Genomic DNA, 14,986 nt, shown 5'->3' with positions numbered 1-14,986 from the left:
GAAGGACGCGTCACCCCGCGGGGTTCGTCACTTGGAGTCGGTGACGCGCAGCGCCGCCTTTCCGTTCCTGCTCGGGGCGGTGGTCCCCCCGTCGGCGCCGCGCTTGAGCGAGTTGAGGATGGCCATGCCCTGGCCCACCAGGCCGGCCGCCATGTCGTTGACGCCGTCGGTCCCGTTGAGGACGGTCATGTTCGCGCCGGACATGCCCTTGGCCGCCGAGTCGGCGAGCGCCGGGAGGTTCTCCACGGTCCGGTTGGCCGCGATGAGTTCCTGGTTGCCGTCCTTCAGGGACTCGGCGCGCACGGTGTTCGCGTCGGCCTGCGCCTGGGCGAGGGTCCGCTCGGTGTACGCGCTGCCGTCCGCCTCGAACTTCGCCTGGTCACGGGCGGCTTCGGCCAGGGTGCGCTGGCGGTACGCCTCGGCGTCCGCAGGGCGCCTGACCTCGGCCTCCAGCCGCTGCGCGGCCAGCATGGCCTGCCGCTGCGCCAGTTCCGTCTGTTCCTCGATGGTCTGCTGCGAGGCCCTGGCTTCGGCCAGGGGACCCGCCTGGGCGGCGCGCGCGTTGACCTGCTCGGTCTCCGCGTGGAAGCCGGCCCGCTTGATGCCGGTGTCCCGCTCGTACTCGGCCTTGAGCGCGGCTGCCTGCTGCTCGCGCTCGGACGCCTCCTGGTCGGACTTGGCGTGGGCGATACGCGCCTGGCTCGCGACCGCCGCCGCGTGCGGGGCCGCCAGATTGTCGATATATCCGGTGGCGTCGTCGATCTCCTGGATCTGGAGGGCGTCCACGACGATGCCGAGCTTCTCCATCTCGCTGTGACTGCCCTGCTTCACCTCCTGGGCGACCCGGTCGCGCTCACGGATGATCTGCTCCACGGTCAGTCCGCCGATGATGGACCGCAGGTGACCTGCGAAGATCCGGCCCACCAGCTCTTCCATCCGGTCCTGTTCGGCCAGGAAGCGGCGGGCGGCGTTGGCGATGGACACGGCGTCGTCGCCCACCTTGAACACGGATACCGCACGCACGTTGAGCCGGATTCCCTGCTGGGTGACGCAGTCTTCGACGATCTCCGCCTCCCGCAGCGCCAGGGAGAGCATGCGGGCCTTCTGCTTGATGGGGAGGACGAAACTTCCGTGCCCCGTGACGATCCGGAACTGCGTGTCCTGCGCCTGCCGCTTGGAGCCGGATATCAGCATCGCCTCATTAGGGGCGGGAACATGCCAGAAGAGCATGATGGACTCCTGTCGAACTCTATGATTCCTCGTATTTCAGGAAGGAAAGGGCTCCACCATCACGGAGCGGGCCGAAATAGACTCGACGACGATCACGCGAAGGTTTCGGCCGATCGGGTGGTCCGCCCAGGCCGCGTACGCCTCGGACCCGCCCCGCACGGCCACCAGGACCTCACCGGGCCCGTCCGACGGGATCGGGACGGTGACCCGCCCGAGCGCGCCTACGGGGCTCTGCGAGGATTCCTCTGCCACGGACATACGTCGTCGTCCCACCCGTTTCCCTCATGGTGGCCACGCCTTCTGGAGGGCCGCGCCTCCGGCCTCGTCAACAGTCGAGAGCGCCCCCGGCGCACCGGCCGGCGGCGACATGCCCTCGATATCTTCACCGTACTCCGCGAAGCGGCAGCGGCATCTTGCGGCCACTTCGCGGAGTACTCGTTTCTTTCATCATCCCTTTGCCTGGCACGCCGAGCTGATATCCAGGAGGGGGCCATGTCCCCCCACACGTGGAGAAGCATCTCCGTACGGAGATGCTTAGTTATTTTTCGCCGCCCTCCTGGCATTTTTCGCGACGGTCACCATATCCCCCTCGGCCCATGCGGCCGACGGTAATGACGGTCCGCTCGGGCGCGTTGCGGTTCGCGGCTGCGGCCCTCCGCGCCGCACCGGTGGGAACCGGGCCGGCACGGAGGGCCGCGGGCCGCGCGAGCGGGCGTTCCTCCGCGCTTGTCAGGAGCGGGCCGCCGCCACGGGGGCCGCTCCTCCGGTCAGCAGCCGGGGGCCCACCGCGACACACAGGGCGATCAGCAGCGCGCTGAACCCGGCCAGCGCCGCTCGGCCGCTCACGTACTGGGTGGCGATTCCCAGGCCCAGGACGGGAACGGCCAGGCCCGCGTACGCCGCGAGGAAGACTCCGGCGAGGGCCTCACCACGGGCCTGCGGCGCGGCCAGCCCGACGACGGTGGAGATGGTGCCCTTGAACAGCAGCCCGCCCCCGGCGCCCACGACGACGCCGCTGACGATGAACAGCGTCAGGCTCGGCGCCCAGACCCCCGCGGTCACTCCCGCGAGCCCGAGGACCATGAGGGCCAGGCCACCGCCCAGCTGCCGCAGCCGCGCCAGCCGTGCCAGCGCGAGCTGGGCACCGGCGGCGGCACCGAAGACCAGGAAGGTGACCAGGCCGGCCAGCGCACGCGACGGGTGGTGCATGGTGACGGCCACGAAGGAGGGGGCGAGCGAGGTGAAGAGGCCGAGCACGGCCAGGGCGGCGAAGGCGGCGGCCGCGGCGGCGAAGAACTTCGGCCGGGCGTCGGCCGGCACCGAGACCCGCTGCACCCGGTAGGCGGGGCGCGTTTCGGCGCGTTCGACCGTTTCCGGCACGAGCGCCACGCCCACCGCGCTCAGCACGAGCAGCCCCAGGAAGACCAGGTAAGGGGTGCGCAGCGGACCGCTGACGTACTGGGCCAGCAGGCCGGCGATGAGCGGACCGACGGCGAAGCCGCCCATGTTCGCGGCGGTCGAGACCATGTCGGAGCGCGTACGGTCGGCACCGGGCCGGGCCGCCGCGTGCAGTTCCGACAGGTGCGCCGTGGCGGTGGCGGTGATCAGGCCTATGCCCAGTCCGGCGATGACGCGGGCCACGATCAGGACCGGCAGGGACGTCGAGGAGAGGAAGGCGACGGCGGCCGCGATCTCGATGAGCATGGCGGTCAGCAGGACGCGACGTCGTCCGACCCAGTCGGAGACGTGCCCCGCGAGGAAGAGGCTCAGGACGACACCGAAGGCGTAGGCGGCGAAGGCCACGGTGACCATGAAGGTCGAGAAGCCGTCATGCGCCTGGTAGATGGCCCAGAGCGGGGTCGGCGCGGCGGCGAACGCCATCGCGACCAGGAAGGCGAAGGCGATGACCCAGAATCCCGCGCCGTGCGCGAGCACGCCGGAGCGCCTGCTTCCGGTGCGGCGTTCGGCGACGGAGAGGACGGACATGAGCTGCTCCAGAAGGTCTCGGCGGCGTCTCGTGTGCTGCTGCTCTCCTCAGAATCCCGCCGCGCGGCGATTCGGTCCAACGATTGTTCTTGCTCATACCCATCTCTCCGAGAGATGGTTGCGGTATGGAACTACGCCATCTCGAGTACTTTCTCGCCGTCGCGGAAGAGCTGAATTTCACGCGCGCGGCCAAACGCCTGCACGTGGTGCAGTCCGGCGTCTCCTCCGCCGTCCACAGCCTGGAGCGGGAGCTGGACGCCGCGCTGTTCGACCGTACGAACAAGCGGGTGGCGCTCACGGACGCGGGCCGGGCGCTGCTGCCGGAGGCACGGACGGCGCTGGCGTCCGTCCAGGCGGCGCGGGACGCGGTGCACCAGGTGCGGGGCGGCCTGCGCGGCACGGTCAGGGTGGGCACCATGACGTCCGTCGGCATCGTCGACCTGCCCGCGCTGTTCGGGCGGTTCCACGCGCGGTACCCGGGCGTCTCGATCCGGCTCCAGGCGGCTCCCAGCGGATCGGCGGGGCTGGCCCGGTCCGTGCTCGACGGCGAACTCGACATGGCTTTCCTCTCGCTCACCGGGCAGCCACCGGCGCGGCTGCTCGTGCGGCGGCTCGCCTCCGTACCGATGGTGGCCGTACTGCCGGGCGATCACCCGCACGGGGACCAGGACCGGATCACCTGGGCGCAGCTGGCCGACTCGCCGTTCATCGACTCGCCCCCCGGCTACGGGAACCGCGCGCTCGTGGACCGGGAGATCGAGGCGGCGGGACTGGTGCGGAACGTCGCGGTCGAGGTGAGCGACGTGTCCACGGCCGCCGCGTACGTCCGGCACGGTCTCGGAGTGGCGGTGATGCCGGCCTTCGCGGTACCGCGCGACGATCCCGGGCTGCGGGTGCTCCCGCTGGAGGACGGGCAGCCGCACTGGTCCCTGTCGGTCGCGACGGCCACGGACCGGCGCCCGAGCGCGGCGCTCACGGCGCTGCTCTCCCTGGTGGAGGATCACGTACGGGACGCCCCGGACGATCGCTTCGCCCGGTGGGTCTGAGGGGCGGCGGGATTCGAGCCGACACGCACAGTTCAACGACTCGTCACCGGGGGATGTCGCAAGTCGCACGCTGGGCACCACACTTGACGAGTCGACAGCTTGACGCGCCGTCAAACGGATCGGCATCGGACGGCAGTGCGATCAGGCACGACTACAGTCGGTCAGGCGCCCACCTGGACCGGGCGCTCTCATACCCGTCTTGACCTGGCACAATGTGGCGCCGGAGTGGATTTGGCGCAGTGGGGAGCGAACACGTGTTCTACTACGTGCTCAAAAACGTACTCCTGGGGCCCTTGTTGCGCCTGCTGTTCCGGCCCCGGATCGAGGGCCTGGAGCACATACCGGCGGACGGGCCGGCGATTGTCGCCGGCAATCACCTGTCGTTCTCCGATCACTTCCTGATGCCGGCGATCCTCAAGCGGCGCATCACTTTCCTGGCGAAGGCCGAGTACTTCACCGGCCCCGGCCTCAAGGGCCGGCTGACCGCCTTCTTCTTCCGGGGCGCCGGGCAGATCCCGGTGGACCGCTCCGGGAAGGAGGCCGGTCGCGCGGCGATCCGGGAGGGGCTGGGAGTACTGGCCAAGGACGAACTCCTGGGCATCTACCCGGAAGGCACCCGCTCCCACGACGGCCGGCTCTACAAGGGCAAGGTGGGGGTGGCGGTGATGGCGATCAGGGCACAGGTGCCGGTGGTGCCGTGCGCGATGGTCGGCACCTTCGAGATCCAGCCGCCGGGGCAGAAGGTCCCGAAGATCAAGCGGGTCACCATCCGCTTCGGCGAACCGCTGGAGTTCTCGCGCTACGCCGGCCTGGAGAACCAGAAGGCGGCGATCCGCGCCGTCACCGACGAGATCATGTACGCGATCCTCGGGCTGTCCGGCCAGGAGTACGTCGACCGCTACGCGGCCGAGGTGAAAGCCGAACAGGCGGCGCAGTTCCCGCGCCCGCGCCGCTGAGAGCGGATCCGCCACCGGCGAAATCCCCTGGGCGCGCGGATCCACGCACCTCTAGCGTCCCCGTATGACCAAGGGCATCGCCGTGGTGATCGGCGCGACAGGACAGATCGGACGGGTCGCGGTACGGGCGCTCGCCGAGGACGGCTGGCAGGTACGCGCGGCCTCGCGCGGCGGGGGCCGGGATGAGCGCTGGCCGGGAGAGGTACGGACGGTGGGGATCGACCGGGAGGACGACGAGGCGCTGGCAGGCGTCGTGGGCGACGGCTGCGATGTGCTGGTGGACCTGGTGGCGTACGGCCGGCCGCACGCCCGTCAGCTGACCGGGCTCGCGGACCGGATCGGTTCCGCTGTCGTCATCTCCAGTGTCACCGTGTACGAGGACGACCGGGGACACGGTTTCGACACCCAGGGCGAACCGGACGGTGCGCCGCGGTTTCCGGTACCGATCCGGGAAACACAGCGGACCGTGCCCCCGGGCGGGACGACGTACAGCACGAGAAAAGCGCGGCTGGAGCGGGATCTGCTCGCGGCGGGCGAGGCACTGCCGGCGACACTGCTGCGGGCGGGTGCGATCCACGGGCCGTACTGCCGTTCACCGCGCGAGCTCTTCTTCGTGAAACGGCTGCTGGACGGCCGCCGCCGACGGGTGCTGGCGTACGGCGGCCTCAGCCGCTTTCATCCGGCCCACGTGTCCAACATCGCCGAGCTGATCAGGCTGGCGGCGCTGCGACCGGGGTCCCGGGTGCTCAACGCGGTGGATCCGGAGGCACCGACCGTCACGGAGATCGCGGAGGCGATCGATCAGGTGATGGGCCGGAAGAGCGACACGGTACTGCTGGCCGGAGCGCCGGCGGAGGGGGACGTCGGCGCCTCCCCCTGGGCCTCGGCCCACCCCGTCGTCCTGGACATGACGGCCGCCGAACGCGAGCTGGGCTACCGGCCCGTCACCGGTTACGCGGAGTCCCTGCCCGAGACGGTCGCCTGGATCACCGGGCAACTGGACGGGCGCGGCTGGGAGGAAGCGTTCCCCGCGATGGCCCGGGCGTACGGCGATCTGTTCGACTACAGGGCGGAGGACGCCTGGCTGGAGCGGCAGGGGCGAGGCACGGGCCAAGGCGCCGGCTGAGGGGCGGATACGGCGACGGCAGGGGGCGGCCGGCCGGACCGGCCGCCCCTCACTCCCCTCGGACTGCGACCGCTACGGCTTGGGCGTGGCGTGCGCGGCGCACGTCACATCCTGGCGGTCCAGCGCGCCGGTCAGCAGGTAGGACTTCACCCGGTCGTTGACGCACGGATTCACCAGGTTGGTGATGCCGTGCGAGCCGGCGTCCTGTTCGGTGATCAGACGCGAGCCCTGGAAACGCCGGTGCAGCTCGACGGCGCCCGCGTACGGCGTGGCGGCGTCCCGGGTGGACTGCGCGATCAGCACCGGCGGCAGGCCCTTGCCGGTCTTGACCTCGACCGGGGTCTGCTGCTTGACGCCCCAGGTGGCGCAGGGCAGATTCATCCAGGCGTTGGCCCAGGTGAGGAACGGGTGGTCCTGGTGGAGCCGGGTGTTGTCCCGGTCCCACTTCTGCCAGCTGGTGGGCCACTTGGCGTCGGTGCACTCGACGGCGGTGTAGACCGCGTTGCTGTTCTCCGCCGAGGCGTTGCCCTTGGTGTCGGACATGTCCGGGGCAGCGGCGTCGACGAGCGCCTGGGTGTCACCGGCGACGTACGCGCTCCAGACCGTGGCGACCGGCACCCAGCTGGAGTCGTAGTAGGCGGCGCTCTGGAACAGGCCGATCAGCTCGGCCGGTCCGACGACGCCGCCGACGGGCTTTCCGGCGGTGGCGGCGCGGAGCTTGTCCCACTGCTGCCGGACCGCGGTGGGCGTCTTACCGAGGTGGAAAGCCGCGTCGTTCCGCGCCACCCAGTCCTGCCAGTCCTGGAAGCGGCCCTCGAAGGCGACGTCCTGGTCCAGGTTGGCCTGGTACCAGATCTTCTCCTTCGACGGGTTGACCACACTGTCGACGACCATGCGCCGCACATGCGCCGGGAAGAGCGTGCCGTAGACCGCGCCGAGGTAGGTGCCGTAGGAGACGCCCACGTAGTTCAGCTTCTTCTCACCGAGCGCGGCCCGGATGACATCCAGATCCCGTGCGGTGTTGGGCGTCGTCATGTGCGGCAGCATCCAGCCGCTGCGCTCCTCGCAGCCGTCGGCGTACTCGGCCGCCAGTTTGCGCTGGGCGCGCTTGTCGGCCTCGCTCCCGGGCACCGGGTCGGGCTTCGGTGCCTTGACGAACTCCTGGGGGTCGACGCAGGAGATGGGGGTCGAGTGGCCGACTCCGCGCGGGTCGAAGCCGACGAAGTCGTACGCCTTCGCGGCGTCGGCCCAGATGGCGTTCTTGGTGATGACCCGGCGTGGGAACGCCATGCCGGAACCGCCCGGACCACCGGGGTTGTAGACCAGGGCCCCCTGGCGTTCGGTCTTGGTGCCCGTGTTGGCGATCCGGTCGACGGCGATCGTGATCTGCCGCCCGTACGGCCTCGCGTAATCGAGCGGAACGCTCACAGAACCGCACTGGATGGGCTTCTCGAAAGCCCAGTCGGCCGGGCAGTCCTGCCAGTCGATGCCCTTCCTCGCGGCCCGCTGGGCGGCGATCGCGGCGCCGAGGGCCGCGGCGGCGGATGCCGCGGTGTCGTGCGCCGCGGTGTCGTGCGCCGTGGTTACGTGTGCCGTGGCGCCGGGCGAAGGAGAGCTGTGTGCCGAGGAACTGTGTGCCGTGGGCCCGCTGTGCCGCGGGCCGCTGGCTGTCGCCGCCGGAGCGGCCGTCGCACCGGCTATGAGCGTGCCCGCGAGCAGTGTGCAGGCCGAGCCGAATAACGCTGTGCGTCTCACGTGAAGCCTCCCCCTGGGTGACGCGCCGCTCACGCGGCGCCGTTCGTTGGAACTCTCCGGGATCCTTTCGTCTCCACGTCCCCTGACAACAGCCTTTCTTGACGTTTCTTTACCTAAGCCATAACGGGCGGCGTCATCTCGTTCCCCGCCTCGCCGGCCATCTCGTCCAGCACGGCATCCAGCACGCGCCGCAGCCGCAGCGCGTCCGGCGCGACGGCCGTGACCAGCACGCCGGCCCCGGCGAGCGGGGTGAGTACGGCGGTCTCGCCCAGCAGTCGCGACCGGGCCGGTTTCTCCTCGAACTCAGGCCCTGCCAGGAGTAGTTGTCCGAGGGCCCGGCGTCCGTCGAGAACCGCTCCACTGTCCCAGCCGCCGGGAGCCCCGGGGCCGTGGGCGAGTTCCTGGTCGAGCAGCGGCCGGCCCGCGCGATGGACCGTGAGTCTGCTGAGGAGGGTGCCGGGCTGCTCGCCGTGACGGCCGAGGATCTGCTCCTCGCGCAGCACCAGGCGTGCGGTGGCGGCGAGTTCGACGCGCGTACGCATCCGCAGGTCGCTGCCGTACGCCGAGATGAGCTGCTCGGGCAGCCAGTGCAGCTCCGCCCCCTCCCCGACCGTCAACCGGACATCGTAGCAGGCGTGTTCGGCGAAACGTCCGGGCAGGGCGACCGTCGCCGCGGCGGCGTCCACGGTCAGCCGGGTGCCCTCCCGTACCTCCGCCTCGATCGCGAGCCGGTCACCGCCGAGCGGCGCGCTCATCGCGCCGACGACGGTGACCCGGATGCCGGGTCCTGCGGCACGGGTACGGCGCAGCGCGAGCGGCCCCTCGCTCGTCAGCACGGGCAGCCCCGCCCGGGTGGCGACGATACGGGCGGTGGCGTGGACGCTCATGCGGTCCAGTCGGCGAGGAGCGCGCGCACCCAGTCCGCGATCGGCGCGACGCCCTCTTCGCCCTCCCCGGTCTTCAAGGAAGTGAAGACGACGGGGAGTTCGCCGCGCTGCTCCTTGGCGTCGTGGGCCATCCGGCCGAGGTCGGAGCCGACGTACGGCGCGAGGTCCGTCTTGTTGATCACCAGCAGGTCGGCGGTGGTGACACCGGGTCCGCCCTTGCGGGGGATGTCGTCCCCGCCCGCCACGTCGATGACGAAGATCTGGGCGTCCACCAGGCCCTTGGAGAAGGTCGCGGTGAGATTGTCGCCGCCGGATTCGACGAGGATCAGATCGAGCGGTCCGACCGCGTCCTCCAGGTCTTCGACGGCTTCCAGGTTGGCGGAGATGTCGTCGCGGATCGCGGTGTGCGGGCAGGCCCCGGTCTCGACGGCCTGGATGCGCTCGGGCGGCAGGACGGCGTTACGCAGCAGGAATTCGGCGTCCTCGCGGGTGTAGATGTCGTTGGTGACGACAGCGAGGGAGAACCGGTCGCGCAGTGTGCGGCAGAGCGCGGCGACGGTCGCGGTCTTGCCCGAGCCGACAGGTCCGCCGAGGCCGATCCGCAGAGCGCGCCGGCTACCGTCGGGGCGCGTGGCGTCGGCGCTGACGGCGGAGGGTCCGGTGTGCGTGTGGCTGTGGTCGAGGTGCATGGTGCGGCTCCTGTCGCGGAGGGGTGGGAGGCTGGGCCGGGACCTGGCGCCGTCCCCCTTCGGGGCAGGCCCTGTCCGGCCGGTCTTCGCCGGGCCCGGATCGCCCGGCCGGGACCTAGGAGGCGAACAGCCGTACCGGCCAGGCGGCATGGCCCTCCGCCATGATGTCGAGCAGCGGGGCGGAGGCGGCGGGCAGCGCGTCGACGGAGCCGTACGCCGCCCGCGCGGCCCGTCCCGCGACCTGGTCGAGTTCGGGCGCGAGGCGGGCGAGGACTGCGGTGGCCTCGAAGGGGTCGAGGCTGAGGAGGCGTACGGCCGCCGTGGCGGGAGCGCTGACCGTCTCGTACACCGCACAGTGCGCGGCGTCCTCGGGGGTGAGACCGGCGGAGCGTGCGGTCAGGCCGAGGACGACCGGCTGGTGTGCGCCGCGCGGCCGGGCGGTGGCGAGCGCGTCCAGTTCCTCGCCGGGCCAGGTGGCGCGGGCGGCGCGCATGAGCTGCCGGCCGAGCCGGCGGGCGGTGGCCCGCAGCGCGGGTGACGGGGTCCGGGCATCCGCCGCGTCGTCCAGCTCCAGCGGATCCACCCCCCTCGCCGCCGCGGCGGCGAGAGCGGCGGCGGTGAGCCCGGTGGTGTGCAGTCGGCCCTGGCAGAAGGCGGCCAGGTCCCGGGCGTCGCGGATCCGTCCCGCCTTGACGGCCGCCTCTGCGCCGCCCGAGTGGGCGTGGCCCCCGGCGGGGAACCGGCCGTCGGCGAGGACGAGCAGCGCCGCCCGGCTCATCGGGGGCCTCCGGCGGGCCGGGCGCGCTCTGTCCGGCGCGCCCCGCCCGGCGCGGGACGGTGCGGTGACATCGGCCGCGGGCGCGTCGGGCGCGCACGCACTGTGCCGCCGGCGTCATCCACGTGCATCCGATCCGACGGCGGGGCTGCTTCTCCGCCTGGGGATCGCCCCCACCGGACGCCGCCGGCCCCGCCCGGGGAACGTACGACGCCACGCGTCGGGCAGGCTCCGGCCCGGAAATGCGCCACGCCACCCACCGGGAGGCTCATCAGAAGAGGAAGTAACGCTGGGTGAGGGGAAGTTCGGCGGCCGGAGCGGGCTCGACGGGCTCTCCGTCGATCGTCACCGTGAAGGTGTCGGCGTCCACCTCGACGCGCGGCAGCGCGTCATTTTCCCGCATGTCGGCCTTGGTGATCCGCCGGGTGTTCCTGATCGGCACGAACGCCTTTTCCAGGCCCAGGCGTTCGGGCAGCCCGTCCTCGATCGCCGCCTCCGCGACGAAGTTGACCGAGCCCGCCGCCGCTGCCCTGCCCAGCGCGCCGAACATCGGGCGCGGCAGGACGGGTTGCGGGGTGGGGATGGAGGCGTTGGCGTCGCCCATCTGCGCGTAGGCGATCTGTCCGCCCTTGATGACGAGCTGCGGCTTGACGCCGAAGAACGCCGGTTGCCAGAGGACCAGATCGGCGAGTTTTCCCGTCTCGACCGAGCCGGTCTCCCCGTCGATGCCCTGGGCGATCGCCGGGTTGATGGTGTATTTGGCGACGTAGCGGCGGACGCGGTGGTTGTCGGAGCGGCCGTCACCGGGCAGGGCGCCCCGCCGCTTCTTCATCACATGAGCGGTCTGCCAGGTGCGCATGATCACCTCGCCGATCCGCCCCATGGCCTGGGAGTCGGAGGAGATGATCGAGATGGCGCCGAGGTCGTGCAGGATGTCCTCGGCCGCGATCGTGGAGGGACGGATCCGGGACTCCGCGAACGCGAGGTCCTCGGGCACGGCCGGGTTCAGGTGGTGACAGACCATCAGCATGTCGAGGTGTTCATCGATGGTGTTGACGGTGTGCGGCCGGGTCGGGTTGGTGGAGCTGGGCAGGATGTGCGGCTCGGAGACGACCGTGATGATGTCGGGGGCGTGCCCGCCGCCCGCGCCTTCGGTGTGGTAAGCGTGAACGGTGCGTCCGGCGATCGCCGCCAGGGTGTCCCCGACGAAGCCCGCCTCGTTCAACGTGTCCGTGTGCAGGGCGAGCTGGGCGCCCGAGTCCGCGCAGACCCGCAGACAGGCGTCGATGACGGCGGGGGTCGCGCCCCAGTCCTCGTGAATCTTGAATCCCAGCACGCCGCCGCGCAGTTGGGCGTACATGGAGTCGCTGGACATCGTGTTGCCCTTGCCGAGCAGCCCGATGTTGACGGGAAAGGTCTCCAGCGCCTGGAACATCCGGGTCAGGTGCCAGGACCCCGGGGTGACGGTGGTGGCCTTCGTACCGTCGGCCGGTCCCGTGCCACCGCCGATGACGGTGGTGATCCCGCTGGCGAGCGCCTGGTCGACCACGGTGGGCGAGATGAAGTGGACGTGCGCGTCGATGGCACCCGCCGTGATGATCTTCCCGTTTCCGGCGATGACCTCGGTCTCGGGGCCGATGACCAGGTCGGGATGGACGCCGTCCATGGTGTCCGGGTTGCCGGCCTTGCCGATCCCGGTGATGCGGCCGTCCCGGATGCCGATGTCGGCCTTGACGATGCCCCAGTGGTCGATGATCAGGGCGCCGGTGATCACGGTGTCGGGCGCGCCTTCGGCCCGGGTCGTACGGGACTGGCCCATCGACTCGCGGATCACCTTGCCGCCGCCGAACACCGCCTCGTCGCCCGCGAGCCCGGGCCCGCCGGAGCGGTCCTCCTCGATCTCCACGAACAGATCGGTGTCGGCCAGGCGGATCCGGTCTCCGGTGGTGGGGCCGAAGAGATCGGCGTACCTGGCGCGCGAGAGTTCAGTCATCGAGGGGACCTCCGGTCTGCGCCCGCAGCCCCGGAACGATCCGCAGGCCGGCCAGCGGAACGAGTGCGACGGCGACGGGGACGCCGGGTTCGAAGCGCACGGCGGTGCCGGCGGCGACGTGCAGCCGCTTCCCGTGGGCGGCGGCACGGTCGAAGTCCAGGCCGGGATTGGCTTCGGCGAAGTGGTAGTGCGAGCCGACCTGCACGGGCCGGTCGGCGGTGTTGAGGACGGTGAGCCGGGTGACCTCGCGGCCCTCGTTGAGCCGCACGGGCTCGTCGGCGTACAGGATCTCTCCGGGAATCATCGGCGCCGCTCCCCCGTCAGACGATCGGATCGTGGACGGTGACGAGCTTGGTACCGTCCGGGAAGGTGGCCTCGACCTGTACGTCGTGGACCATCTCGGGGATCCCCTCCATGACCTCGTCACGGCCGAGGACCTTGCGCCCCGATGCCATGAGCTCGGCGACGGTACGGCCGTCCCGGGCGCCTTCGAGGATGTGCGAGGTGATCAGGGCGATCGCCTCGGGGTGGTTGAGCCGCAGTCCGCGGTCCCTGCGCTTGGCCGCCACATCCGCGGCCACATGGATGAGCAGACGCTCCTGCTCGTGCGGGGTCAGTTGCACGCTTCCACCTCATCGTCTCCGGCCCGGTGACGGCCGGGCGCAGCGGGACCCTAACCGACTGGTCGCACGTTAGGGCGGAAGTTTTTCGGCCGCGTTAACTGATCTTTCGCTTCCCGCCCCGTCCCTGCCCGGTCCTCCGCCTCACCTGCCATGGGCCGGGGGCCGGTCGCCACCCTCTCGCTGCTCGGCCCATCCCTCGGATCGGTGCTCCGCGTGGTGCTCCTGGCGGTGCTCGGCCGCGATGCCGAAGCGCTGCCGTTCGCCGGGAGCGGACGACAGGGACCGGATGGCCGAGACGGAACTGACCACCCGCTCCTCGGCGGCCTCCTGCTCACCCTCCAGCCGTTCCAGGTCAGCGGCGGAGACCAGCGCGACGAGCGGCTTCCCGTGGCGGGTCACGACCACACGCTCGCCGCCGTAGACAACTCGGTTGATCAGTTCGGCGAGCTCTGCTCGGGCTTGCGTCACCGGAATCTCGTAGGCCATGTCCCCCAGCCTATTCGGCGGCTGTCACGTGCCGTCTTCCCCACCGCGCCCGGTCACCGGAGCGTCAGCTCGGGCCCGGACGAGTTACGTGACGCGGACTTTCAGCGTGGGGCGTAAAGCGCCCTGTCCCGTTGTCTTCTGACGATCAGTGGAACAGTCTCTCCCTCGCAACGTCCTGTACGTCCTGTACATTTTGTGCAGAGACCCGTGCATGAGGAGAGGTACGTCATGACACGCCCTTCGGCTCGCTACGTCCTGCCCGAATTCACCGAGCGAACGACCAGCGGGACCCGCACCCTCGATCCGTACTCCAAGCTCTTGGGCGAGCGGATCATCTTCCTCGGCACCGCCGTCGACGACACCGCGGCCAACGACGTGATCGCGCAGTTCCTGCACCTGGAGTACGCGGCGCCCGACCAGGACATCTGCCTCTACATCAACTCGCCCGGCGGCCCGGTCAGCGCCATGTCCGCGATCTACGACACCATGCAGCTCATCACGTGCGACGTGGTGACGACCTGCCTCGGCCAGGCCGCGTCGACCGCCGCCCTGCTGCTGGCCGCCGGAGCCCCAGGCAAGCGGATGGCACTGCCCGGCGCCCGTACGGTCGTCCAGCAACCCGCCACCGGGGAACCCGTCCTGGGGCAGCCGTCCGATCTGGTGCTCCACGCCGGGGAGATGCTCCGTCAGCGCGCCCTGCTCACTTCGCTGCTGGCGCGCCACACCGGGCAGAGCCTGGCGCGGATCGACGAGGACATCGAGCGGGACAAGATCTTCGACGCGGCGGGGGCCCAGGCGTACGGCCTCATCGACCACGTGATCCAGAACCGCAAGACATCTCTCGCCGGCTCCCGGGACCGGTGAGGGACCGGTGCTCCCGCCGGAACTGCCGCCGCTGCCCGCCCTCACCCGCGCCGAGGGGGACTTCGTCGACAGCTATCTCCAGATCGTCGATCTGCTGGGACGGATCAACCCGGCCCGGGGCACCGACACGTACGGCGCGCTGCGCGCCGCGCAGGCGCTGGTCGCCCGGGCGGCCGAGCTGCGGGAGGCCCTGACGACGATGCACGCCCGGGGCGAGACCGACCTGCACGCCGCGACCCTGGCCCGCGCACTGCGGGTGCTGGACGGGGAGCGGCGGGCGGGACGGGTCACGCTGCCGCCGGAAGGGACGCCGTGAGCGCCTGACGTTCCCGTACGGACGCGTCCGTACGGGAACGACTCGCTCGTTCAGCGTATGAACTGGCTGGACGCAACCGGGGACTCAAGTTGCGCAAAGCGGCCGGGCGCGTAGGGGGCTGCCGCGCTCCCTTGCAGGTGGGGGCCTCGTCAGGTCTCGTGGGCTGAGCCCCGAAGGCCCCTTCGCCACCCGAATGGGTCAGACGTGATGAGATTCACATATCGTCGTTTCGCCGCGGAAATCCACCTGTCCCT

Annotated in this window: 16 protein-coding genes; 5 read left to right on the top strand and 11 right to left on the bottom strand. The window is 71.0% G+C overall.

The window, feature by feature from the left end; all coding sequences use genetic code 11:
- Positions 1-27: 27 nt before the first annotated feature.
- The 3 genes from ACIBAE_RS21310 to ACIBAE_RS21300 all read right to left on the bottom strand — a co-directional run bounded on the left by ACIBAE_RS21310 (position 28) and on the right by ACIBAE_RS21300 (position 3,216).
- Complete coding sequence (locus ACIBAE_RS21310; protein WP_399287755.1) at positions 28-1,230, bottom strand: SPFH domain-containing protein; 1,203 nt, start codon at positions 1,228-1,230, stop codon at positions 28-30.
- Positions 1,231-1,266: 36 nt separating this feature from the next.
- On the bottom strand, positions 1,267-1,488 hold the full coding sequence (locus ACIBAE_RS21305) for a hypothetical protein (RefSeq protein WP_399287752.1): 222 nt from the start codon (positions 1,486-1,488) through the stop codon (positions 1,267-1,269).
- Positions 1,489-1,959: 471 nt separating this feature from the next.
- Positions 1,960-3,216: an MFS transporter gene (locus ACIBAE_RS21300; protein ID WP_399287749.1), complete on the bottom strand. Its 1,257-nt coding sequence runs from the start codon at positions 3,214-3,216 to the stop codon at positions 1,960-1,962.
- Positions 3,217-3,341: 125 nt separating this feature from the next.
- Here ACIBAE_RS21300 and ACIBAE_RS21295 point away from each other — a divergent pair, with 125 nt between their 5' ends.
- The 3 genes from ACIBAE_RS21295 (at position 3,342) to ACIBAE_RS21285 (ending at position 6,344) form a co-directional block, all read left to right on the top strand.
- Complete coding sequence (locus ACIBAE_RS21295) at positions 3,342-4,262, top strand: LysR family transcriptional regulator (protein ID WP_399287746.1); 921 nt, start codon at positions 3,342-3,344, stop codon at positions 4,260-4,262.
- Positions 4,263-4,516: 254 nt separating this feature from the next.
- Positions 4,517-5,218 carry a lysophospholipid acyltransferase family protein gene (locus ACIBAE_RS21290; protein ID WP_399287743.1) on the top strand — a complete coding sequence of 234 codons (702 nt, stop codon included), beginning with the start codon at positions 4,517-4,519 and terminating at the stop codon, positions 5,216-5,218.
- A gap of 64 nt (positions 5,219-5,282) precedes the next feature.
- Complete coding sequence (locus tag ACIBAE_RS21285) at positions 5,283-6,344, top strand: NAD-dependent epimerase/dehydratase family protein (RefSeq protein ID WP_399287740.1); 1,062 nt, start codon at positions 5,283-5,285, stop codon at positions 6,342-6,344.
- A gap of 72 nt (positions 6,345-6,416) precedes the next feature.
- Here the strand turns inward: ACIBAE_RS21285 and ACIBAE_RS21280 are convergent, their stop codons facing one another.
- The 8 genes from ACIBAE_RS21280 to ACIBAE_RS21245 all read right to left on the bottom strand — a co-directional run bounded on the left by ACIBAE_RS21280 (position 6,417) and on the right by ACIBAE_RS21245 (position 13,552).
- Entirely contained in the window at positions 6,417-8,099 is a 1,683-nt protein-coding gene (locus ACIBAE_RS21280) for an alpha/beta hydrolase (RefSeq protein WP_399287737.1), read from the bottom strand.
- 113 nt (positions 8,100-8,212) lie between these two features.
- A complete protein-coding gene (locus ACIBAE_RS21275; protein WP_399287735.1) occupies positions 8,213-8,986 on the bottom strand; it encodes an urease accessory protein UreD in 774 nt (257 codons plus the stop codon).
- A complete protein-coding gene (ureG, locus tag ACIBAE_RS21270) occupies positions 8,983-9,675 on the bottom strand; it encodes an urease accessory protein UreG (protein WP_399287732.1) in 693 nt (230 codons plus the stop codon). The genes ACIBAE_RS21275 and ureG overlap by 4 nt, the downstream gene beginning before the upstream one ends.
- A gap of 115 nt (positions 9,676-9,790) precedes the next feature.
- On the bottom strand, positions 9,791-10,453 hold the full coding sequence (locus ACIBAE_RS21265; RefSeq protein WP_399287729.1) for an urease accessory protein UreF: 663 nt from the start codon (positions 10,451-10,453) through the stop codon (positions 9,791-9,793).
- 268 nt (positions 10,454-10,721) lie between these two features.
- Positions 10,722-12,443: an urease subunit alpha gene (locus ACIBAE_RS21260; RefSeq protein ID WP_399287726.1), complete on the bottom strand. Its 1,722-nt coding sequence runs from the start codon at positions 12,441-12,443 to the stop codon at positions 10,722-10,724.
- Positions 12,436-12,747: an urease subunit beta gene (locus ACIBAE_RS21255; protein WP_399287723.1), complete on the bottom strand. Its 312-nt coding sequence runs from the start codon at positions 12,745-12,747 to the stop codon at positions 12,436-12,438. The genes ACIBAE_RS21260 and ACIBAE_RS21255 overlap by 8 nt, the downstream gene beginning before the upstream one ends.
- A gap of 16 nt (positions 12,748-12,763) precedes the next feature.
- Entirely contained in the window at positions 12,764-13,066 is a 303-nt protein-coding gene (locus tag ACIBAE_RS21250; RefSeq protein WP_399287720.1) for an urease subunit gamma, read from the bottom strand.
- A 141-nt stretch (positions 13,067-13,207) separates the two neighbouring features.
- Positions 13,208-13,552 (bottom strand): type II toxin-antitoxin system Phd/YefM family antitoxin, encoded by a 345-nt coding sequence (locus ACIBAE_RS21245; RefSeq protein WP_399287717.1) that lies wholly within the window; start codon positions 13,550-13,552, stop codon positions 13,208-13,210.
- Positions 13,553-13,780: 228 nt separating this feature from the next.
- On the opposite strand from ACIBAE_RS21245, the gene ACIBAE_RS21240 reads away from it, so the two are divergent.
- Entirely contained in the window at positions 13,781-14,416 is a 636-nt protein-coding gene (locus ACIBAE_RS21240) for an ATP-dependent Clp protease proteolytic subunit (protein ID WP_399287715.1), read from the top strand.
- A 7-nt stretch (positions 14,417-14,423) separates the two neighbouring features.
- Positions 14,424-14,732 (top strand): hypothetical protein, encoded by a 309-nt coding sequence (locus tag ACIBAE_RS21235; RefSeq protein WP_399287712.1) that lies wholly within the window; start codon positions 14,424-14,426, stop codon positions 14,730-14,732.
- Positions 14,733-14,986: the final 254 nt, after the last annotated feature.

This window comes from Streptomyces sp. NPDC051569 (assembly GCF_044454085.1).
Classification (GTDB): domain Bacteria; phylum Actinomycetota; class Actinomycetes; order Streptomycetales; family Streptomycetaceae; genus Streptomyces.
This window is presented reverse-complemented; position numbering and strand designations above follow the sequence as displayed.